Raw genomic sequence first — 22,725 nt, forward strand, 5'->3', positions numbered from 1 at the left:
TATTGATTTATAAAATCATTACCATCTAATATATTAATAGGCGGTTAGTCCTCCTGAAAAGGAGGGATTTGTATGCCCTCCAGAAAGGAGGGTGCTATGGTAACATATAGTGATTTGTTCCAACTGGGACTTTTAATTGTAGCTATCATCGGTCTTGTTTATAAGATTGCAAAAAAATAACCGCCCGAGCCTGGAAACTGAGCGGTTACTTTTTATAAACCATTAAGTTGAGGGCTAACCGTCTATCGGCATGCACCTTTTATGTCTTTATGATATCCCATATTCTAAATAATTTCAACTAGAAAGAATTTCTCCCATGTGCATTAACAGCCACCACTACAACTATTAGAGTACCAATTGCCTGAGAAGATCCTTGAACTAAAAAATGCCCTTATAAACTCTATAAACATTTTACACTTTGATTTCATTTCGAGAATGTTGAATTGATTACGTGATTTATTATCCTCAGTTCATAAGGTTTTTTAGGATATCAGGTTATTTGGGTCGCCTTAATTAAACCATAATTTTGTCGCTCTTGCTACGATTGCACTTCCAACAAAGTGTTTGCAAATTGTCTTCTACAGTATATCCGCCTTTGGCAACAGGGATGATATGATCTATCTCAAGCAAGAGATTTGGCTCTTTATGAGTGGAATTGCCACAGAACTTACAGGTGTAATTATCACGTTCCTTAATCTGCTGGCGTAGTTTGCTTGTCATTAAAGCTCGCTGTTCCTTTGCAAAAGATGCTGTTGTTAGTTTGCTTTACAGAGCATTTATCAATTCTATAATGGTTTCCTCGGTCATAGGAATGGTAAAGTTACGCTGTGCCATACCACCATTTGACGTATAGTTGAACTTATATTCAATGGTAAGTACGCTTTCGCTTATATTTGCAAATCCTAATCTTGAATAGAATCCATCCTCATCGTTTTGCATGACATATGAAGGGACATTTGTGATGTATTGCTGATAATCCTTCTTGTAGTTATTGATAATCTGTCTAGCATCCTTTAACGTTTCCAACTCTTCTATAAGCAACTGTAATTTCTGTATTTGCTCAGGATATTGGTCTTTATTGGGGTAAAAATACTTTATAACATACTCTATAGGGCTGTTTTCTGCACTTGCAAACACTTGTGCAGATACTTCAGCCGTGAATGGAGTGATGCTCTTCTTATAAGGTCGTAAATAGTTATATTCATCGTCTACAACTGTTTCGTTTCTTGTGATTCTTGAACCAAACAGTTTGGAGATGGACTGAGCTTTTTCATTGATGTAATCGTTAAATTCTCTTTGTGAATCCATCAAAGAGTCACAAGTTTGCTTGATTTTAGCAAAGTCAGAAGAGTTATAGTAATCTACAATCAGGTAATAATCAAGTCCCTGAAAACCGCAAAGGAACAGATCGATACCTGTCCTGATGACAGAGCAGAGCTTAAGCAGGAATATCAGTTCAGATATGACGTAATTAAGGAGTATGCTCCTGCCATGATGTCAGAGGATGAAATCAGAGCATTTATCAGCGAGAAATTTGCCGATGTAATCGCAACAAAGAATAAAGGTGCTATCATGAAGGAAATCATGCCGGTCTTGAAGAGCAAAGCTGATGGAAAGGCTATCAATATGATAGTTGCTGAGCTTTGCAAATAAAGAAAAGAATTTATTAGAGTCCTGCGAATTTCGCAGGACTCTTTTTTGAGTGCGCCTAGCGGCGCACGTTTCTAACGGGCATGGTGATCTAACCTTCTGGCCACAAAGGCAGAATCTATAAAGGTATTTATTGTTCCTCCAAGCACTGAACACATGACAGGAAGAAGAGCTTTATTATATTCTTTTGCAAGAAAACGGTTGTTTCGCTCCATAATAATATCAGCTTTTTCAAAAGTGACATCAAAGTCTGTTATTGGTGTATTCTTAATGCTGTAGCTTACTGAATGCACCATCTGAATCATAGGCGTCATCCTAAGCCACTATTTTCCATGCTTCCATTTTACCATCTGGCAAAAAAAACTGTTCCCAAAATGATAAACTTAATACTCCATTAACAATGATGAAGTGCAAGAAAATTTAAAGGACAAATATGATACAATAGTGATGCATCAAAATCATTATCGGCATTGATTGAAGGGAATTTTATCTAATGTATAGGCATATAAAATCTTTTCTTAAAATTGCGGGAATAACATTGATTTCTGCACCGGCAGTACTTATCGCATTATTCATTATTATGGAGGTCGTCGGAATTCACGTAAATCACTCAGCGACAGATAAGCAGACAGCTCAGTTAAAGGAATACGTTGAAACGCACATTGAGGATGCTGACATAATAGATGTCTATTCAGAAACCGGTAATACTACCGGTACCAGCAATCATGTTGACTGCTTATCACGTATCACCTTCGACACCGAGCTTCTGGAGCCGGCTCTTACCGAAATACTGGACGAGCAGTATAAGTATTATGAGCTTGACAGAACAGAGGATGCCTATACCCTTACTGTTGTCACAGAAGCACCCTTCTGGGATAATATAGAGGGTCATTGATAAAATATAACAGACGGCACACTCACGATACTCAGTGGAGGATAGAATAATATGAACAGAAAAGAAGATATCGTTGGCACATCCGGACCATATACAGAGATCCCTGTAACTGAAATAGGAGATATATGCATAGGCCAGACCGAGAATGCAGAAGCAGGGACAGGTCTTACTGTTTTTATCAGCAAAAATGGTATGCCCGCAGGACTTGATGTCCGTGGTGGCGGACCGGCTTCACGTGAATCTGAACTTCTGAAGCCCCTTGCAGTGGCGCAGGCGATCCATGCCATCGTACTGGCAGGAGGCAGTGCTTTCGGACTGGGGGCAGCCGATGGTGTCATGGAATATCTTGAGAAGAACGACATAGGCTATGATACCGTCTTCGCCAGGGTTCCTCTGGTGGTTCAGTCCGACTTATATGATCTCTCAGTAGGTGACAGTAAAGTGCGACCGGATTCCAAAATGGGCTATGAAGCTGCAAAGCTCGCATGTGAATCACCAAACTATAAAGACGGTAATTTCGGAGCAGGCTGCGGTGCCTCGGTAGGAAAGATGGCCGGCATGGACACCTCCATGAAATCCGGAATAGGAAGCTATGCGATTCAGATCGGAGAATTAAAGATAGGCGCTGTTGTCGCTGTCAATGCTCTTGGTGATATATATGACTGGAAGACCGGAGAAAAGCTTGCCGGACTTCTCACTGAAGACAAGAAGGGATTCCGGGATACTCTGGAATATATGGCTCAGGATATCTCATCGAAAGAAAATAAGTTCACAGGAAATACGACTATCGGTGTCGTGATCTGCAATGCCTCTTTCAATAAGACCCAACTCTGCAAAATTGCAGGAATGGCGCATGACGGTTATGCCCGTTCCATAAGACCGGTACACACAAGTGCAGATGGCGACAGTATCTATGCTGTTTCAGTAGGAAACCTATCAGCAGATCAGGATCTGGCAGGCTCCTTGGCCGCTTTAGTAATGAGCGAAGCTATAAAGAGAGCCGTAATGAATTCAGAATCCGCATATGGTCTGATCTCGGCAAGCGATCTCGAAAAGTAAAAAGTTTTGTGAAGCATATATAAGAACATAAAACATCAAAAAAGAGGTTAGTATATGAAAAAAATTCTCGGGATCATCTCGGCTATAGCGATGCTTTTAGTCTCCATTTTTGGCTACAGTTCAACTGTTATTGCTGAACCTGCTGCAAATGCGGAAACATTTCAGGCATCTGCCCCTTCTGCCAATGAAGGTGAGTTACGCGGAGTATGGTTTTCGTATCTTGACTGGACTGAGATGCCGGAAGTGCAGAAGGCATTCCAGGAGAAAACCGATGAAATCATGGAGGATATCGTAAAAAAAGGCATGAATGCGATTTTCTGTCATGTTCACAGTCATTCTGACAGTTACGGAAAAAAGCTCACTACATTTCCTGAGTCAAAATTCGTGAGCACCGGAAAATCCGCTCCTGAATTTGATGCTCTTTCATACATGATAGACAGCGCTCATAGACACGGTCTGTCTTTTCACGCATGGCTTAACCCGTACCGCGTAACAGGCTATATGAAAAAGTGGGAGGACGTACCTGACGGATCTTTCCTGAAGTCATGGCCGAATAACGGAAACATACTTCTTCACGATGGAGACTACTACCTGAATCCGTCCCGTAAAGAGGTTCAGGATCTTCTGGTGCAGGCGGTCACAGAAGTCGTGACAAACTATCCGGTGGACGGCGTACAGTTCGATGATTATTTCTATCCATCATTGACAGAGGGGCAGCCTTTCGACCTCGCAGATTACGAGGCATCCGGTTCTTCTCTTAGTCTCGTGAACTGGAGAAGGAATAATGTTTCCACCCTTATACATCGTGTTCACGAAGCAGTTCATGAAGCAGATCCATCTGCTGTTTTCGGAGTAAGTCCTGTGCCTCTTTTGTCCAGTCTGCGTCACGAAAGGGCATACTACGTAGATATCGATCTCTGGATGAGTTCAAACCAGTATGTGGACTACATACTGCCTCAGCTATACCATGGCTTTGAAGCGAGGACTGGAAAGGGCAATGTTTCGCCCAACGCATTTGCGGTCTGCCTTTCAGACTGGATAGAGCTGAAAAACCGACTGCAAAGCCCCGTGAAATTATATATCGGTCTTGCTCTATATAAATGCAGCACCGATACCTGGGACGGAAATCAGACACCGGAGTGGCTGCGCTACAACGATATCCTGGCACGTGAAGTCAGATATGCCCGGGCAACCGGTGCCGTAAGCGGATATGGCGTCTTTGCATACCAGAATTTCGACGATGAGGAAAAGCAGGAAGAACTGAACAATCTGACAAAGGCTTTTACAGCATAAAATTTTTTCAAAAATTTGTGACCTTCGAGACCTAAAGTCTGTCTATATGTATAGAGACAAATAAATGAAAAGGAGAAAACAATTATGAGAAAATTTAAAACCACAGTATTCGCAGGACTCGCAGCATTAACACTTACTTCAGCACTTCTTACCGGATGCGGAGATCAGTCCGTACCTGTCGCAGCAGGGCAGTCAAAGGACATCGCCAATGTTTCAGCTCCGGAAAACGGCAGCCAGATAACTGTAACCGAAAACGGAAATACAGTAACTGTATCCGCAGTTGGCAAGGTAAGCGTCGTTCCTGATATGGCAGAGATCTCCTTCGGTATAAGCACAGAGGATACGGATGTGAAGTCAGCACAGTCGAAAAACAGTCAGGACACGCAGAAGGTCATCGATAAGCTGAAGGAACTCGGCATCGACGAGAGCAGTATAAAGACTTCCTACTATGACATCTATCCGCAGTACGATTATGATGCCGACGGCGGAAACCAGATATCAGGTTACAATGTAAGCACAACCCTCACAGTAAGCGACCTGAAGATCTCCGATGCCGGAAATATCATCTCTCAGTGCGTAGACGCGGGCATCAATAACATGAACAACATAAGCTATTTTTGCTCTACCTATGATGATGCCTATAATGAAGCATTGACAGAAGCTGTAAAAGCAGCGGATAAAAAAGCTGAAATTCTCGCCGAAGCTTCAGGAAAAACTCTTGGCGGAACAAAGAGCATAACTGAGGGCTACCAGAACACTACATATGAGTACAGAAACACAAAATCAGCCTCTTTTGAAGCCGCAGCAGGAACTGATGCAGTTATCATGCCGGGAGAAACAGATGTTGAGGCAAATGTAACCGTAACATACACTTTAAACTAATGGATACTGATATGAATCTTAAATTATTTATGCCGAAATCAACCGATGCCGAAAAGATAGCCCCTTTTTACAGCATGAGACCCAACAAAGCTTGCGACAGCGGTGTTCTTGATACATTTCTATGGAGGGATTACTATGATATAAAGCTTTGTATAGCGGATGATAAAGCTCTGTTATTTCTGATGCAGAATAAGGGAGAATACTTTTCTGCCATGCCTTTTTGTAAAGAGGAAGACCTTCCGCACTACTTCGAAGTCATGGAAAAGTATTTTAACGATGTACTTAAGAAGCCATTTAAGATATATCTCGCTGATGAAGAAGCGGTAGAAGCATTGGCACTCAAAGAAAATCCGAGATATCTCGTAAAAGAGGAATTTGATCTCAAGGATTATCTCTATGATGGCGATGAACTAAGGACTCTTTCAGGCAAAAAGTTCCATAAGAAGAAAAATCTCGTAAACAAGTTCATGAGAGAATTCGAGGGAAGATGGGAATACAGAAGCCTCTGCTGCGGCGACAGGGAAGAAGTGCTTGGTTTTCTTGATGCATGGTACGAAAAGCGCAGTGATGAGGAAAAGGAGGCAGAAGATACCCTGGAATACGAAGTTATGGGTATCCACGAGATGCTGAAGGACTGTTTCCATCTTGATACTTTTAAATCAGGAGGAATATACATCGACGGAAAGCTGGAGGCTTTTACCATAGGTGCTCTGAATCCTCTTGAAGACATGGCCTGTATAGCTATCGAAAAGGGCAACTCGGAATTTCCCGGAATCTATCAGGTCATAAACCAGCAGTTCCTGATACATGAATTCCCTGATGCAAAGATCATAAACCGGGAGGATGACTGCGGACTTCCGGGACTGAGGAAAGCAAAAGAGAGCTATAATCCCATAGGTTACGAGCGAAAGTATATGGTTCTGCAGAAGGCTTTCGAAGGCTGGAAGGACGAGATCACTGACATATATGAAACTGAAATACAGCAGAAATCATGACGATGCAAGTGTAAAAACTATAAATCTTTCCTCTGTCCCTGACAGGGTACTGCTGAATGCGAAACAGAAAAGACCGGATCTTTATGAATGAACTTTATGTCTTAAACGAAATAAATCAAAAATGCGAAACCAAGGCTCTTTATGAGGAAGTATTTCCGGAGGATAAGGGGCCTTTCTCTGACTGGTACTATGAGGACCGATGCCGGGATAACATCATTGTATGCCTGAAAAAAGATGGTGAAGTTGCAGCCATGGCGCATCTTAATCCTTTTACAGTCTGTAACAGGAACGGACAATCAGCTGAAATATACTATATTTATGCTGTGGCAACCAGAAAAGAAGAGCGTAATAAAGGATATATGACTGAGGTTCTTAACAAAAGCTTTGAGATCATGAAGGATAAAGGTATTCCCTTTTGCTACCTTATTCCGGTGGATGAATCTATCTATACACCGTTCGGATTTCATACCGTTTCGAAGTTTACAATTAAACGGATCTTAGATTTTACTTTAGTCACTTCAAATTATGACATCTATCTCAGAGAAGATGAAAATTATATTAGGAGAGCTTTGATAGAGGATGAGTTATGTGAAAATATGGAAGAAGCCCTTCCGAAGGATCCCGTCATAATGGTCAAGCTCATTTCTCCTGATTCCTTTTCAAAGTTCAGCGGTCTTGCAGCAGATACCGAAGAATCTGAGAAGATCGAATGGCTTAAAAACCAGAGGATCTACATTTCAGAGTCCGTATAAATTCTATGTATGAGCCGGCTTCACCTCACATAGCCTGAGATTTGGAAAAATAATATGTTATTCACTTATTCCTTCTTCTAAGCTCGTCGAAAGTTTTTTTTAGAATCAAATTTTTTTATATGGAAGGAGTATTTAATATGAAAATCACAGGTTTTTGTCCACTGATCGTAACAAAGGACCCGGAAGCGGTAATGAAGGTTTTTGAAGAACTCGGCTTTGAAAGACGGCACACGAAGACGGATATCGAAGGCGGCACAGTCACCAATTTTTCCATGAAGGATGCAAATGGTTTCCGCATCAATATTGCAGCTTCACAAAACATGGAAAAAGACCTTACATCCATGAGTATGAATGTAGATAATTTCCAGGAGGCTTATGATTTTCTTATTTCCAAGGGCTACGTTAATCCTCGCGGAGATAAGGTAACAGATACAAGCTCCTCAAGAGCAACTATGCTTATTTCTCCTTCAGGCTTCCCGATCACGATTTCCGAGCACATAAAGAAGGATAAGGAATAATCGCCTTAAGAACATATGACTCCCTGCTGTTGAGACAGTAAAGTCATAAGATTTTTATAATAAAAACACTTCCCTGTATCATGCCATAACCGGCACGTTACAGGGATTTTTTTCACTATGGTTTACCGACGATGATATCAAATAATTTTTTATATTCATCGATGAGGTCATAGCTTCCGTCCTCGGAGGCCCATGAAATAGTGAGGCTTCTAAGAGCATGATAGAGTATAAATACAATTTCCTCAGGATCTTTCGGGTTCAGGATCTCCCCGGCTGACTGAGCCTTTTTCAGAAGCTGAACTGCCAGATCAAAAAGATACATTTGCTGCGGGAAGTGAACTCCCTGACTGTTCTGAATAGTCAGTATATAGACCTGCTTTACTATGTTAGGCCCATATTTCACGGCATTATCGCAGTATACCTTCATAAGCTGCCACAAAATACTTATATTCTTTTCTTCCGAAGCAAATGTATGGAGCAGGCGTTCCGCCTGAATGCCCCAATACTTTACAACTCCGCTCAGAAGTTCTGCTTTGGATTCATAATGATAGTAAAAGGTCCTCTTCGTGATCTCACATTTTCTGCAAATGTCCATGATAGTCACATTTTCATATCCCTGTTCCTTAAACAGATCTAGAGCAGTATCACGAATCAGATCTCTGGTTGATGTCATGTTTGGTGTCATATGTTTTTTCCTTTATATTCAGGTTCCTCCATAGTGTACCCATCCGAAGCAGAGATTTCAACGGTAGACATCCAATATCAGCTTTTGAAAAAAAATATCTGATCCGTAACTTCTTCTGACATATGATTCCGATTTATGTACTTCTATAGATACATACAGAAAAACATCTTTGATTCATATACGTTTACAGCATTTTGCACAAAACCAAGTGGATTCATTTGTGATTTATTGCGATTGACCACAAAAGCATACTTTGTTAAATTTTTGTTAAATGTGACCGCGGTAACACAAATATGTTGTACGAGTCACAATATTCATGTCTACATCAAAGAGGGGAGAAAAGAAATGAAAAAAGTTTTCAGAACATCTGCCGCACTTCTTATGGCGGCAACTCTGGCAGGTTGCGGAAGTACTGCAACACCTGAAGCAACCACCGCTGCATCTACAACAGCTGCTGCAACAGAAGCCGCAGCGGAAAATGGCGGTATCACAGGAGAATTCAGCGGCACAGGAAAGGGCTTTGAGGGTGATGTAACAGTTACTCTTAACTTAAAGGACAGTGCGCTTGAATCCGCAGAGATCACAGGAGACAAGGAAACTCCTAACGTGGGCGGTAAGGCCATCGAAAAGATTATGGCTGAGATGAATGAGCACCACACAGTCAATGTTGACTCTGTATCTGGTGCTACATACACAAGCAAGGGTATAGAAGAAGCTCTCGCAGCAGCACTTGCAGCTGCCGGTATGTCAAAGAGTGATTTCCCTGAGATCGAGAAAGCTGCAGCAACAACCATTGAAAAGGAGACCGATCTTCTTATCATCGGAGGCGGCGGAGCAGGTCTTACCTGTGGTAATGCAGCTCTTAATTCAGGACTCAAGAATGTAACTATACTTGAGAAGATGAGCTATACAGGCGGAGCCACATCAAACGCCGGAGGCATTGACGCAGGTCTCTCCAAGCTTCAGGAGGAGGTTGGTCTTACAGGGGACAGCGTACAGCTTATCCACGATGACATCATGGCTTCAGGCGAAGGCCACAATGAGGACCTTGTATGGATCATGGCTGAGAATCAGGGCAAGACCCTTGACTGGTTAAGAGATACAGAGAAGGTTCCGTTCAATGACCGTTACGGAAGTGACTTCCCTGAGCACACTGTTCAGAGATTCTTCGTATGTGACGGCGGTATGTCAAATGCCATGGAGATCCTCACAAACAACTTCACCAAAAAGGGCGGTGATCTGGAGCTTGAGACAAAGGCAGAAGAGCTCATCACTGACGATGAAGGCAAGGTCATCGGTGTTGTTGCCACAGACGCTGACGGTAACACCATTAACTGGAAGGCAGATGCTGTTGTCATCGCCACAGGCGGTTACGGTGCAAATGCCGAGATGATCTCAGAGAAGAAGGGTGACCTTCAGTACGCAGTATTCTACGGTGTTAAGTCTTCAATGGGTGACGGACAGAAGATGGGTGAAAAGGTCGGCGCAAAGATGCTCAACATGGGCTATGCAAAGATGTACCCTAACGGTATCTCAAAGGGTGAGGACACCATCGACGGTTACGCTACTCCGATGCCTACACTTACAACTGTAAATACAACAGGTGCTTTCTTCGTAAACAAGGATTCAAAGCGTTTTGTTGATGAGACACTTGCTTTCGCCGACATCAAGAATGCTACAACGAAGCAGCCTGACGAGATCATGTACATCGTTATGGATCAGACAGGCTATGACACATGGTCAGAGATGGTTTCAACAAACACTTCAGCAGTTGGTAATATCTCTATGGAGCAGCAGGAGGAGTTCTTCAACTCTGATTCAGACCATCCTACATTTGCAAGAGGCACACTTAAGGAAGCTGCTGAAAAGGCAGGTCTCGATCCTGAGGCACTTGAGGCTGAGCTTAAAAAGTGGAACGAGACTGTTGAATCAGGCAAGGATGCTGAATTCGGCCGTAAGGCTCTTACAAAGTTCGATGAGAACAGCACAGTTTACATCATCGAGCAGAGACTCCGTTTCGCAACAACACTTGGCGGTTTTGACATCACAAAGAACTTCGAGGCTCAGAAGGAAGACGGCACAGTTATCCCCGGTCTCTATGCTATAGGTGAGGTAACTGCCGGCTGCAACGGAACTGAGGCTATCCCGGGCTCTATGGCTGCATGGGCAGTAACATCAGGCTATACCTGCGGACAGTATCTCGGAGAGATGCTTGCTAAATAATGCTAATGTTTTAGGGAACCTTGTTTTTTCAGATATAACGTAATCCTATTTGACCATGCCTCATATTTTAATATAATGATGTGAGTATTTACATTTAACAAAACTAATTCGTACTTCGGAGGCAGTCATGAACAAGAAAATCCTGATAATAAATACAGGCGGAACCTTATCATCAGTTATGAAAGAAAGCGGGCTTGTTCCCGGCTTATCCATTCATGATATGCAGAAGGAACTCCACGTGGTTTCCGGCGATACCGAAATAGAAATAGAAGATTTCTGTTCTCTGGACAGTGCCAATATTTTTCCTGAGGACTGGAGTATTCTTGCACAGCATATAAGTGATAGAAGAAATGACTATGACGGTATCGTTGTGATACACGGAACAGATACCATGGCATACACTTCTTCCATGCTTTCCTTCATGCTTAGAAACATTAACATCCCTGTTGTCATAACCGGTTCCCAGCTTTCAATCACGAATCCTGTGGCTGATGCCATGGAGAACTGCCGCTGCGCTATACACATGGCTGCAAGTGGAATTCCTGGAGTCTTCGTTGCCTTCAACAGAAAGGTTATGCTTGGATGCAGAGTATCAAAGGTTCGTTCCCTTAGCTTTGATGCTTTCGAAAGCATTAATTATCCGAACATCGCCACCATCAGCTCTCTTGGCATGAAAATAGATAATTCCGCTGTTCCTGAAAGAAGCGGTATATTCCAGCTTTCCAACAAGTATTCAGATAAAGTGGCCATGATAAAGATGTTCCCGGGACTGCACAGAAGCCTGCTTGAGTCCATAGCAGAACAGGGCTACAAAGGGCTTTTCATAGAGGCATATGGTATCGGCGGCATGCCTTTTCTGAAGCACGACTTCATCAGTACCCTTGATAAGCTTATACAGGGCGGTATGACTGTTGTCGTTGGAACCCAGTGCAGATATGAGGGCTCAAAGATGGACGTATACGAGACCGGAAGAAAGACTCTGGAGATAGGTGCTCTTCAGGCCCATGATATGACCGCAGAGGCAGCATTGACAAAGCTCATGTGGATACTCGGCATAACTGAGAATCCTTCGGAGATAAGGGATTACTACTCCATGAGCATCGCAGGAGAGATAAGAAAAGCATAAAAAGATTTTTCATGTTAAAGGGGAATGAGTTCTGAAAGAATTCATTCCTCTTTTATTAATATTCACGCCCTCAGGACGAACACAAAAAAGGGAGCCGCCACACATGCGACAGCCCCATATAAATCAATCCACCTCAACACTATAATGCTGACCTCAGCAGCCTTTACCATCTATTCCGCAGGCGCCTGCATTTTCAACGACTTTTCCGCCATTGTCTACAACATATTTTTCCCAGTCAAGGATAACATCTCTGTCCTCGGTGACTAACGCCGGAATTCCGATCTTGCCTGTCCCCTTTATTTCATTGAAAACTTCATTGAGATCACGGATCTTCATAAAAACAGCAAGCTCCTTGAGAGATTCGCCGATGTCTCTGAAATCATATTCCAGACCGCTTTCATCGAAACTTTTCTTGCAGTGAACGCAGTCGATGCAGTCTTTTCTTCCGTATATCTTTATCATTTTAAGCTCCTTTCAAAAAAATTGTTTACAATCTATATAATGCTAGTATATGCATTATGAAATATATATCAAGTACAAATAGCGAGACAAAAAATCCCCCGTACCATATAATAATTTTAAGTATGCTCTTTACTGAACTTATCGTCCCGAATAAAGGAGGTTCTGATGCGACAGCTTCCCAAAAAAGGAAATATGAATGAACGTATCGATACAGTACTTCATAAATTCCGTTCAAGGATGACATCCTATCCACCGGGTATGTGTCCCCTTACCCTGTACCGTTCACTGCTTCATATCTCCATGAATCAGTCCTGCGGAAAGTGTATTCCCTGCAGAGACGGTCTCCATGAGGTGGACCGGCTTCTAAAAAGTATCATAAACGGCGAGGCTGCCCCGGATACCCTTAGTGAACTCGAAAAAAAGTGCCTCATGATAGAAGAGACATCAGATTGTGCTGTAGGGGCTTCCGGTGCAAGGCTTATACTTGATTCCCTGAAGGATTTTTCGGATGAATACGAAAGCCATATCAAAAATAAGCGCTGCATAGAAAATACAGTTCAGACCATCCCGTGTATCACTCTCTGTCCCGCCCATGTGGATGTGCCCGGCTATATCGCACACATAAAGGAAGGTCACCCTGAGGACGCCGTCAAAGTGATACGGGACCGGAATCCCTTTCCTACAGCCTGCGCCTACATCTGTGAACATCCCTGTGAAAACAAATGCAGAAGATCTCTGATAGATGCCCCCATAAACATAAGAGGGCTTAAAAAGTATGCTGTTGATAATGTCTCTGCCGACAGTGTCCCCACACCCCGAAGAAACGTAAGCACCGGAAAGAAGGTCGCCATCATAGGAGGCGGCCCCGGAGGACTTACTGCCGCATATTTTCTGGCTCTCATGGGTCATAAAGCTGACATCTACGAAGAACATGAAAAGCTGGGAGGGATGCTTAGATACGGAATTCCCGAATACAGACTTCCCAAGGAAATGCTGGACCGTGATATAAAGGCAATCCTTTCCTCCGGCGATATCGAAGTCTTCACAGACACCAAGATCGGAAGGGATATCCCCTTTTCCAAACTGAACAGTGAATATGATGCAGTCTATATAGGTATAGGAGCACAGCTTGGCAATCGCATGCCTATGGAAAACCATGATGCAGAGGGAGTCATACCGGCTGCTGATTTTCTCCAGAAAGTGGCAAGGGGAGAGTCAACGGATCTCAGTGGGAAAAAAGTGGTGATCATAGGCGGCGGAAATGTAGCTATGGACGCCGCAAGAACAGTTGTGAGACTACATGCGGAAACTGTACATGTATTTACCAGAAAAAGAGACGACTACACAGCACTTGAAAGTGAGCTGGAATCAGCCATGCAGGAAGGTGTCAGATTCCGTACTCTGCTGAGCTTCTTACATATAGAAACAAACAACGAAACAGGAACTGTTCAGGCTGTATGGCTGCAGCCTGAGATCGTTAATACCTATGATGACTTTGGATTTGTCACCACAGAACATTCCAGCAACTATCCTTATCGTTTTAAATGTGATCTCCTGATACTTGGAGTAGGGCAGAGAAGCGACAGCGAAGCCTTTTCGAAAGAGGGTGTCCCTGTGGAAAGAGGCAGGATACTGGCATCGGAAGCCTGCAGAGTAGATGGTATGGAGGGAGTATTCTCCGGAGGGGACTGTGTAACAGGTCCTTCCACAGCCATAAGAGCCATCGCAGCCGGTCAGGTTGCCGCCATAAACATTGACGAATATCTGGGATACCATCATAAGATAGCTCTTGAGACAGATATTCCTCCTGCGTATCCGAACCCATGTATTCCCACAGGAAGAGCAGAAATTGAAGAAAAAGATCCCTTTGAGAGAAGAACCAATTTTGATTTCGTAGAACTGCCTATGACTTATGAAGAAGCAATGAGAGAATCCGGAAGGTGTCTTCGATGCGATCATTATGGATGCGGTTCAATGGAAGGAGGCAGAGGCGATAAATGATCACTGTTACCATCAACGAAAAAATCTGCTCAGGTGCTGAAGGTTCAACCATACTTGAAATTGCCCGTGCCAACGGAATTTATATACCTACCCTTTGTTTCCTCGAAGGTGTAAGCGATATAGGCTCCTGCAGGATGTGCATGGTTGAATGCGAGGGCTACCAGATGCTCCTTGCCGCCTGCAGAACCAAAATAAAAGAGGGTATGATTATAAGGACCGAATCCGAAAAGCTCAGTTCCTACCGGAAAGCCATGCTTGAACTTATCCTGTCAAATCATAAGACAGAATGTATGAGCTGTCCTTCCAACGGAGCCTGTGAGCTTCAGACTCTGTGCAACAGATACGAGGTGTCTCATGGTCTTCCATATGGCACCAGGACTGAGATGGATCTGAAACTTCCTATACTCCATGACCATCCCTTCATAAGTTATGAACCGCAAAAGTGTATACACTGCCAGAGATGCATCAACGCCTGCCATCAGATCGCATGTAACGGAACCCTGAAAAGCGACAGGCTTGGAAGCTTCCATATTGTTAATGCTCCTTTCGGAAAAGCCTATAAGGAATCCGGCTGTGAATCCTGCGGAAATTGTGTGAGTGTATGTCCGACCGGCGCTCTTACTTTGAAAAAAGAAAATGCATATAGAAACTGGGAGATAAAAAGGGTTCTTTCCACCTGTCCTCACTGTGCCACAGGCTGTCAGTTATATCTCATAGTAAAGGACGGAAAGATCGTAAATGTAGAAGCCGCCTCGGGACCATCCAATCAGAAAAGGCTTTGCGTTAAGGGCAGAAGCGGAAGCATAGATTTTGTCCATTCAAAGGACAGACTCACTAAGCCGCTGATAAAGGCCCCTTCAACAGGAGCCTTCAGGGAGGTCTCATGGAAGGAGGCTATTTCCTATGTAGCTGAAAGATTCATGTCCATAAAGAAACAGTTTGGAAGCGAAGCCCTCGCCGGCTTTGCCTGCTCAAGATCTGCAAACGAAGACATTTACATGGTACAAAAGATGGTTCGTACCTGTTTTGGTACCAATAACACAGATAACTGTGCAAGAGTCTGTCATTCCGCCTCGGTCACCGGACTCGCCAGAACACTTGGATCAGGAGCCATGACAAATCCAATCGGAGATATCACTACTGACGTGGACTGCATCCTCCTTGTGGGTTCAAATCCCGAAGAAGCCCATCCTGTGGTGGGTATGCAGATAAGAAAAGCCGTTAAGAAGGGAACCAGACTTATAGTGGTGGATCCAAGAGATATAGGTCTTTCATCCCTTGCGGATATACATCTGAAGCTTCGTCCCGGCACAAATGTTGCCTTTGCCAATGGCATGATGCATGTGATGATAAAGGAAGACCTTATTGACCATGACTATATTAACGAGCATGTGGAGGGCTTCTCGGAGCTTAAGGCACTTGTGGAAAAATACACTCCTGAAAGGGTCGCTGAGATCTGCCATATAGATCCACACCAGCTCGTTGAAGCCGCAAGAATGTATGCCACCGCCGGAAAAGCCCCTATCATCTACTGTCTCGGAGTCACCGAACACTCCACCGGCACAGAAGGTGTCATGAGCATGTCAAATATGGCTGTTATCACAGGAAAGATAGGCCGAAGCGGCTGCGGTGTAAATCCTCTGAGAGGGCAGAACAATGTTCAGGGCGCCTGTGATATGGGTGCCATGCCAACAGACTATCCCGGTTATCAGAAGGTTGATAATGAAGATGTCCGGAAGAAATTTGAACATGCCTGGGGAGTGAGCCTTAATCCTGTTCCCGGTCTTAAGGCTACGGATGTTTTTCCTGCTGCCATCGAAGGAAGGATAAAGGGACTTTATATCTGCGGAGAAGATCCCGTGGTTTCAGATCCCGACACTCACCATATAGTAAAAGCTCTGGAGAGTCTTGATTTCCTGGTGGTTCAGGACCTCTTCATGACAAAGACCGCAGAGTACGCAGATGTGATACTTCCAGGAATAAGCTATGCAGAGAAGGAAGGAACATTTACAAACACTGAGCGCCGTGTACAGAGAATAAGAAAGGCCGTCACTCTTGATGGAGATATGCGCCCCGACACTGACATCATCATAGACCTTATGAATGCCATGGGATATAAGCAACCTTACCTTACTCCTAAAGAAATCATGGATGAAATAGCCTCTGTGACTCCCAGCTTCCATGGAATTTCCCATGAAAGACTGGACAGGGGTGAGAGCCTCCAGTGGCCATGCCCGGACAAGGACCACCCGGGAACTCCCATCATGCATGCAGGACATCCCGCAAGAGGAAAGGCCCTGCTTTACCCTGCGGAATTCAAGGAATCCCAGGAGCTTCCGGATGAGGAATATCCGTTTATACTCAGCACAGGCCGCATACTGTATCATTACAATGCTGCTGCCATGACCAAAAGGACCCCGGGTCTTATGGATATTTCCGGAGAAGGCTTCATAGAAGTAAACTACAAGGATGCCGAAAGGCTGGGAATAGGTAAAGGTGACAGGATAACCGTCAGGAGCAGAAGAGGCGAGATAACTGCTACAGCTCATGTGGGAAGAAAGGTTTCTGAAGGTGAGACCTGGATGCCATTCCATTTTCCGGACTCTCCGGTAAATATACTGACAAATGCCGCTCTTGACGAATTTGCAAGAATACCCGAATATAAGGTTTGTGCTATACAGCTTGTTCCAAATAAACACAAGGAGGTAAAAGTTTAATTTATGAAAGAAGGAATCATATTTCATGGAAAAGAGAAATTAAGAGCCTGCTTTAACCGTATTCAGGCTATAAAGCCCTTAGTATATGAATGCATATTTATGCTTCTTTTATGTGTTGCGGGAATTCTGGCAAAAAAAGCCATTAACCCGACAGCAAATATGATAACGGACTTTCTTCACATTCCCGGAGGAATCTCCACAGCTCTGTCACTGATGTTTCCGGTCATCGGCGCAGGAATCACAAAGGGCAGATGGAATGCGGGAATCATGGGACTCCTTCAGGGAATCAGTGCACTTATGATGGGGTCTGTAGGAAGCATGGGCGTTCTTATCCCTATGGCTTATTTCCTTCCGGGTGTTGCCATAGACTTAATGATGATGCTGCCATTTCATACTCCTTCAGGGATGAGAGTAAAGGCTTTCCTTGCAAATATCGCTTCTTCACTGACGGCTGCTGTATTTGCGGATATAATGGTCTTTCATCTGCCTGCAACGGTTCTTTCAGTCTATCTGCTTGTGGCAACTATGTCAGGAGCAATATGCGGTTATGCAGCAGGAGCAGTCATAAATCAAATTACAGGAAGTAAGGAAAATGAATAAAAAAGTAAAACTGATTCTTAGTGGGGTCATTCTTTGCCTCGCCCTTATAACATCAATCGTTTCAGCCACATATCTCAAGGGACGTAAAAGTACACCGGAGAATCAGATAGCTGTTTCCGTCAATGCTGAGGATAAGTTTATATCCCTTTCGGATTTCAAGCTTTCCAGTGTAAGTGAAGATATAAAAAACAAAAAGGGAGAAACTAAACACATAGAGGGTGACGGAGTACTCATCCGTGATATCATAGGTTCCGTTTCTTTCACTGAGATCACTGTCATATCAGATGACGAATACAGGGCAGCCCTCACTTCGGATGACATGGAAAATGCATGGCTTCTGTCGGATGAAGGAACTGCCAGACTGATCGTCAAAGGAGATGAGAATTCCAAACGGGATGTAAAGAATGTGGTAAGGATAGAAGTAAAATGATAGATTATTCCGCCATCATACTGGCAGGTGGAAAAAGCAGTCGAATGGGCAGAAAAAAGGCTGAGCTTTCTTTTTCGGGAAAAACCTTTCTGGAGATCCTTACAGATAAGCTGGAGGCTCTGGAAATAAGTGATATCCTTCTGTCAGGATACGAATGCAATGATAAAAGGTTAAGGAGTGTTAACGATATCTACAAAAACAAAGGTCCCCTTGGGGGCGTTCATGCCTGTCTCGGAGAAGTGAAATATCCTCATGCTCTGGTCCTTGCAGAGGATGCTCCTTTTATCCCTGATGAATTCCTGAAAGAGCTTATAAAGTGTCATAGTGAAGGACAACAGCAGATCACCGTTACTGTATGTAACGGAAATCTGCAGCCTCTTGTGGGAATTTACGACAAATCCCTTTACGAAGACTGTGAAAAGCTGCTTTCCGAAGAAAGAGCAAATCTCATGAAGCTGATCAAGTCGACCTGCCATGAAGAAGTCTCTTTTACCGGAGATGAACTGCTGATACGTGGCTGCAACACCCCGGAAGAGTTTGAGCGCATGTCAGGATCCTTTAAAATAATCTGAACTGTTTTCCGATAATTCATTTACGTTTTTTCTCAGTTAAATATCATGTCGAAAAATTGTCAATTTGGTGCTTTTTTACGTGAACTCACTATATTGTGACCTCGGTATATGTTAAAATTCACCTTGTATGGGTTTTGTTTGAGACTGTATGAAAGGAGACGTAATATATGAGTAATGAAAAGAAGATTTCAAGACGAGATTTTTTGAAGGGCGGTGCAGCACTGGCTGCAACCACAGCGATTCTCGATCTGGCTGCATGTGCCAACGGAGAGACACCACCTCCTGCCACAACAGCTGCTGCGGAGAAAGCTGCAGAGACTACTGCCGCTGTGACTGAGGCTGCAACAGAAGCCGCTAAGAGTGAGGAGGCTCCAAAGGCGGTTGAAACTGTAAAGGCCATAGTGTCAGAGCTCAATCCTCAGGACTATGATTTCAGAAGCACAGATTCTGATCTTTCTGCTGTATTCAGCCCATGGAAGTTCGGAGGTCTGAACCTCACACACCGTATGGTAAAGTCAGCCGCAGGTTCTGATACTCAGAGGGGCAGCGTAGAAGAGGCTGTTGAGTATTATTCAGCATTTGCAAAGGGCGGTGTTGAGATGGTATGGGTCGAGGATTTCCTTGCTTTCGGTGAGAACTTCCCAAGCGGAAGAGCTACAAAGATCGAGGATTCTCATGTAAAAGAGGTTATCGATGGTGTCCATGCAGCAGGCGGTTACATCGGCTACCAGCTCAGCTGTATGGGTAGATCCTTCAGCGGATTTGATGCTGCCACAGCACCTCAGTATGCATCTGCATTTGCCGAGCATCTTACTCTTGAGGAAGTAAAGAAGGTTCAGGAGGATTTCATCCAGGGTGCCAAGAAGATGAAGGATCTCGGTTTTGATGCCGTTGAGATCAACGCTGCCGGAAACAACATCGGTCAGGCTTTCTTCTCACGTCAGAGAAACCATCGTGATGATGAGTACGGTCCTCAGAGCTTTGAAAACCGCGCACGTTTCGTAGGTGAGATCATCAGTGGTATCAAGGAGCTCTGCGGAAAGGATTTCCCTGTTCAGATCCTTTTCAACGGTATCGAAGAGAACGATATCAACATCGGTGAGTCTGATCTTTCCACAACTGTTGAAGAGAACTGCAAGATCTGTAAGGCACTCGAGGATTTCGGAGCTGATGCTCTTCATGTAAGACTCGGAGTATTCCGTATGCATGTCTGCCAGTTCGCATCAGACCTTTACTTCACAGGAAACGGAATCATCGGTACTGCTGCAGACGGAACACGTTTCGACTTCTCACGTCATTTCGAAGGAAAGCTTCTTGCGAACCATGACGCTTACGGCATGATGCTTAACGTTGCAAAGGAGATCAAGCAGGCTGTATCTATCCCTGTAGGAACAGTTACATGTATGAATCCTGCGTATGCTCCTAAGTTCTTCAACGACGCCATCGCTGATGGAATGTGTGACTTCTTCATCATGAACCGTCCACTTACAGTTGATACAGAGTACGTTAACAAGCTCCGTGAGAAGCGTCTCGACGAGATCGCACCATGTACACGCTGTATGCATTGTCACTTCGATTATGATGAAGAGGGCAAGATGTACGAGCACTGTCGTGTCAATGCTGCAACCCAGAGAGCTTGGCACGAGGATATGCCTGAGGGCGCTATCCCTGTTATGGCATCCGAGAAAAAGAAGGTCATGGTCATCGGTGGAGGTCCTGCAGGACTCGAGGCCGCACGTATCGCAGCAGAGCGTGGTCATGATGTAACTCTTTACGAGAAGAACGGATTCCTCGGTGGACTTCTCATTTTTGCAGAAGCTATCAAGGGACCTCATGAGAACCTCGGAGATCTCAGAAATTACCTTATCCGCCAGCAGGAGCTCAAGGGCGTTACTGTCAAGACAGGAACTGAGGTTACAGCAGACCTCATCAAGTCAGAGGCTCCTGACTATGTGGTTCTCGCAGCAGGCGGCGCAAGACCTGAGCTTGAGCTGAGCTCTACAGGTGCTACCAATGTTATCTCCATCGACGATATCGCTTCCGCTGATATCGGTGACAAGGTAACCATCATCGGCGGCAATGCACAGGCTGTGGATGCTGCTCAGTATCTCATCGCTCTCGGAAAGCATGTAACCATGGTTTCTCCTGAAGGCAAGGATCGTCTCGATAAGGGACAGTCTGCATGGGTCAAGCAGTTCACCATCCCTATGCTTTACGCAAACGGTATGCGCTTATGGCCAAATGCTTCCATCAAGGAGGTTCAGGATGGCAAGGTAGTTATCGACGGCGAGACAGGATGCGACGTAGTCATCGACTGTAACACAGTTATCGATGCCCGTGATATGCTTCCTAACACATCACTCATCGACGGTCTCGACATCCCTTGCATCGCAGTTGGAGACTGCAACAAGCCTTTCAACATAGCTGAAGCTATAGCTGCAGGAAACATCGCTGCAAGAAAAATCTGATTTTTTATATACTCATGTGGGAGCTGCCGTACAGTGGCAGCTCCTTTTTATTTGTGATGAGATATAGAACTTTCATAGTTATTTAATTGAATACCGAAAGCCTTCATTGTATACTCTACTTGAATTTTACACCGTTGGTAATACCAGCGGTTTTATTACTGTATAAGTCTGTTGTCAGAGGCTTAAGGATGCCGGCATATGCTGCCGCCTTCATTTGAATCGACAAAACTAAACGATCTGACGATTCTATATTTGCCTTTGACACACAAATCATTTTATTATTTATCGGAATGGAAAATACACATATTACAGAAGAGATCCTGCCGGGAATATACAGAGTTGATCTGACAGACACTACTGTAGAGCAGGGCGTAAGCAGTATTCATATATTTATAATCAAGGGAAAGGAAGATGTTAATTCGGGAAGGAGCCTCATGATAGACACAGGCTTCAGAAATGACGACTGTCTCCGGAAGCTTTTATCCGCTCTGGAAGAGCTTCACATATCCACCGACTCCCTTGACATTTTTCTCACTCACAGGCATCATGACCACTGCGGTCTCGCAGGAACCTTTGCCGAAATGGGTGCCCGTCTTTTCATGAATCCGACAGAGGAACGCCATCCCTATGACTGTCTTGCCTACAGAGTAAGTAATGAGTCTCTTGATGCGCAGAAAAAGGTTCTGCATTCCGTTGGTATCACACCTGAGCGTACTCCCGAGGTATGGCATACCTTTATGAAGATATCCGACAAGGTACAGCACCACGGCGAATGGGTACTTGCCATCTGGGGATTCCCTTATACAGGGGTATATGAAGGCGACAGATTCTGTTACGGAGATTATGAATTTGAAGCCACCCCGCTGAAGGGGCACACATATGGCCAGATGGGACTGATGGATCATGAAAAGCAGATCTTCTTTACTGCCGACCAGATAATTCATGACATTTCACCCATAATTGCCACCACCTATCCTGACGAGGGCCTGCTGCTCAGCTTCTTTGATTCACTTCGCTATGTAAAGGAGCACTGTTCCACATGGACTGTCATCCCATCCCATGGGGAGATACTTTCCGATGTCCCTAAGGACGTTGATAAGACTGTTTTCAGCTATCTGAATAAAGCTACGGTGGTAAGGGATCTTTTGAAGGCGAAGGCTCTGAGAAAAAAAGAGACTGAAGCTTACGATCCTGACGCAACCTCAGAAATGACCATTCAGGAGGTTGCAGAGATAATTTACCATGTCAGCCACATGCCTGAAAATGAAGCTGAATTTTTCATCTATAAGATGTTTATGACAAAAACCTACAGCCTTCTCGAATATCTCTATGACCTCGGTTTTGTCAAAAGAGAAGAGAGAGAAGGTACATTCTATTGGAGTTACACTAACTGATTT

Annotated in this window: 23 protein-coding genes; 18 read left to right on the forward strand and 5 right to left on the reverse strand. The window is 44.1% G+C overall.

The features are described from left to right. Positions 1–72 precede the first annotated feature (72 nt). Complete coding sequence (locus tag BXO88_RS17085) at positions 73–180, forward strand: putative holin-like toxin (RefSeq protein WP_330395153.1); 108 nt, start codon at positions 73–75, stop codon at positions 178–180. A gap of 333 nt (positions 181–513) precedes the next feature. Here BXO88_RS17085 and BXO88_RS17265 read toward each other — a convergent pair whose 3' ends face one another. Further along, the gene (locus BXO88_RS17265; protein WP_078038004.1) at positions 514–720 is read right to left on the reverse strand and encodes an HNH endonuclease; all 207 of its coding nucleotides are present in this window, start codon (positions 718–720) and stop codon (positions 514–516) included. A gap of 45 nt (positions 721–765) precedes the next feature. Beyond that, positions 766–1,308: a hypothetical protein gene (locus BXO88_RS12170; protein ID WP_078038005.1), complete on the reverse strand. Its 543-nt coding sequence runs from the start codon at positions 1,306–1,308 to the stop codon at positions 766–768. A gap of 15 nt (positions 1,309–1,323) precedes the next feature. On the opposite strand from BXO88_RS12170, the gene BXO88_RS12175 reads away from it, so the two are divergent. Next, a complete protein-coding gene (locus tag BXO88_RS12175; protein ID WP_330395154.1) occupies positions 1,324–1,653 on the forward strand; it encodes a GatB/YqeY domain-containing protein in 330 nt (109 codons plus the stop codon). A gap of 71 nt (positions 1,654–1,724) precedes the next feature. On the opposite strand, the gene BXO88_RS12180 is transcribed toward BXO88_RS12175, so the two are convergent. Further along, the gene (locus tag BXO88_RS12180) at positions 1,725–1,955 is read right to left on the reverse strand and encodes a hypothetical protein (RefSeq protein WP_078038007.1); all 231 of its coding nucleotides are present in this window, start codon (positions 1,953–1,955) and stop codon (positions 1,725–1,727) included. A gap of 188 nt (positions 1,956–2,143) precedes the next feature. On the opposite strand from BXO88_RS12180, the gene BXO88_RS12185 reads away from it, so the two are divergent. The 7 genes from BXO88_RS12185 to BXO88_RS12215 all read left to right on the forward strand — a co-directional run bounded on the left by BXO88_RS12185 (position 2,144) and on the right by BXO88_RS12215 (position 8,044). Then, on the forward strand, positions 2,144–2,545 hold the full coding sequence (locus BXO88_RS12185; protein ID WP_078038008.1) for a hypothetical protein: 402 nt from the start codon (positions 2,144–2,146) through the stop codon (positions 2,543–2,545). A gap of 51 nt (positions 2,546–2,596) precedes the next feature. Continuing rightward, positions 2,597–3,604 carry a P1 family peptidase gene (locus tag BXO88_RS12190; protein WP_078038009.1) on the forward strand — a complete coding sequence of 336 codons (1,008 nt, stop codon included), beginning with the start codon at positions 2,597–2,599 and terminating at the stop codon, positions 3,602–3,604. Between the two features lie 54 nt (positions 3,605–3,658). Further along, on the forward strand, positions 3,659–4,897 hold the full coding sequence (locus BXO88_RS12195) for a glycoside hydrolase family 10 protein (RefSeq protein WP_078038010.1): 1,239 nt from the start codon (positions 3,659–3,661) through the stop codon (positions 4,895–4,897). A gap of 84 nt (positions 4,898–4,981) precedes the next feature. Continuing rightward, on the forward strand, positions 4,982–5,779 hold the full coding sequence (locus BXO88_RS12200; RefSeq protein ID WP_078038011.1) for an SIMPL domain-containing protein: 798 nt from the start codon (positions 4,982–4,984) through the stop codon (positions 5,777–5,779). An 11-nt stretch (positions 5,780–5,790) separates the two neighbouring features. Beyond that, on the forward strand, positions 5,791–6,774 hold the full coding sequence (locus tag BXO88_RS12205) for a DUF2156 domain-containing protein (protein ID WP_139355587.1): 984 nt from the start codon (positions 5,791–5,793) through the stop codon (positions 6,772–6,774). 83 nt (positions 6,775–6,857) lie between these two features. Then, on the forward strand, positions 6,858–7,526 hold the full coding sequence (locus tag BXO88_RS12210) for a GNAT family N-acetyltransferase (RefSeq protein WP_168171699.1): 669 nt from the start codon (positions 6,858–6,860) through the stop codon (positions 7,524–7,526). Positions 7,527–7,663: 137 nt separating this feature from the next. Beyond that, positions 7,664–8,044: a VOC family protein gene (locus BXO88_RS12215; RefSeq protein ID WP_078038014.1), complete on the forward strand. Its 381-nt coding sequence runs from the start codon at positions 7,664–7,666 to the stop codon at positions 8,042–8,044. A 115-nt stretch (positions 8,045–8,159) separates the two neighbouring features. On the opposite strand, the gene BXO88_RS12220 is transcribed toward BXO88_RS12215, so the two are convergent. After that, on the reverse strand, positions 8,160–8,729 hold the full coding sequence (locus tag BXO88_RS12220; protein WP_078038015.1) for a TetR/AcrR family transcriptional regulator: 570 nt from the start codon (positions 8,727–8,729) through the stop codon (positions 8,160–8,162). A 345-nt stretch (positions 8,730–9,074) separates the two neighbouring features. Here BXO88_RS12220 and BXO88_RS12225 point away from each other — a divergent pair, with 345 nt between their 5' ends. Together BXO88_RS12225 and BXO88_RS12230 are read left to right on the forward strand one after the other, a co-directional pair. Continuing rightward, positions 9,075–10,952, forward strand: coding sequence for an FAD-dependent oxidoreductase (locus BXO88_RS12225; protein WP_168171700.1), 1,878 nt, complete (start codon positions 9,075–9,077; stop codon positions 10,950–10,952). Between the two features lie 127 nt (positions 10,953–11,079). Next, complete coding sequence (locus BXO88_RS12230) at positions 11,080–12,078, forward strand: asparaginase (protein ID WP_078038017.1); 999 nt, start codon at positions 11,080–11,082, stop codon at positions 12,076–12,078. 153 nt (positions 12,079–12,231) lie between these two features. On the opposite strand, the gene BXO88_RS12235 is transcribed toward BXO88_RS12230, so the two are convergent. After that, positions 12,232–12,540 carry a hypothetical protein gene (locus tag BXO88_RS12235; protein ID WP_078038018.1) on the reverse strand — a complete coding sequence of 103 codons (309 nt, stop codon included), beginning with the start codon at positions 12,538–12,540 and terminating at the stop codon, positions 12,232–12,234. A 165-nt stretch (positions 12,541–12,705) separates the two neighbouring features. Between BXO88_RS12235 and BXO88_RS12240 the strand changes: the two genes are divergently transcribed. From BXO88_RS12240 to BXO88_RS12270, 7 genes are all read left to right on the forward strand, one after another. Next, positions 12,706–14,541 carry an NAD(P)-binding protein gene (locus BXO88_RS12240; protein WP_078038019.1) on the forward strand — a complete coding sequence of 612 codons (1,836 nt, stop codon included), beginning with the start codon at positions 12,706–12,708 and terminating at the stop codon, positions 14,539–14,541. Beyond that, a complete protein-coding gene (fdhF, locus tag BXO88_RS12245; RefSeq protein WP_078038020.1) occupies positions 14,538–17,258 on the forward strand; it encodes a formate dehydrogenase subunit alpha in 2,721 nt (906 codons plus the stop codon). The genes BXO88_RS12240 and fdhF overlap by 4 nt, the downstream gene beginning before the upstream one ends. Positions 17,259–17,261: 3 nt before the next feature. Then, positions 17,262–17,858: a hypothetical protein gene (locus tag BXO88_RS12250; RefSeq protein WP_078038021.1), complete on the forward strand. Its 597-nt coding sequence runs from the start codon at positions 17,262–17,264 to the stop codon at positions 17,856–17,858. Further along, positions 17,851–18,288, forward strand: coding sequence for a hypothetical protein (locus tag BXO88_RS12255; RefSeq protein ID WP_078038022.1), 438 nt, complete (start codon positions 17,851–17,853; stop codon positions 18,286–18,288). The genes BXO88_RS12250 and BXO88_RS12255 overlap by 8 nt, the downstream gene beginning before the upstream one ends. Beyond that, entirely contained in the window at positions 18,285–18,860 is a 576-nt protein-coding gene (gene mobA / locus BXO88_RS12260; protein ID WP_078038023.1) for a molybdenum cofactor guanylyltransferase, read from the forward strand. The genes BXO88_RS12255 and mobA overlap by 4 nt, the downstream gene beginning before the upstream one ends. Positions 18,861–19,027: 167 nt before the next feature. Further along, positions 19,028–21,328, forward strand: a complete 2,301-nt coding sequence (locus BXO88_RS12265; protein ID WP_078038024.1) for an oxidoreductase — start codon at positions 19,028–19,030, stop codon at positions 21,326–21,328. A 290-nt stretch (positions 21,329–21,618) separates the two neighbouring features. After that, on the forward strand, positions 21,619–22,722 hold the full coding sequence (locus tag BXO88_RS12270) for a hypothetical protein (RefSeq protein ID WP_078038025.1): 1,104 nt from the start codon (positions 21,619–21,621) through the stop codon (positions 22,720–22,722). The last annotated feature ends 3 nt before the right edge of the window (positions 22,723–22,725 follow it).

Origin of the sequence: Oribacterium sp. C9, assembly GCF_002007235.1 — a bacterium.
In the GTDB taxonomy this organism is placed as follows: domain Bacteria; phylum Bacillota; class Clostridia; order Lachnospirales; family Lachnospiraceae; genus Oribacterium.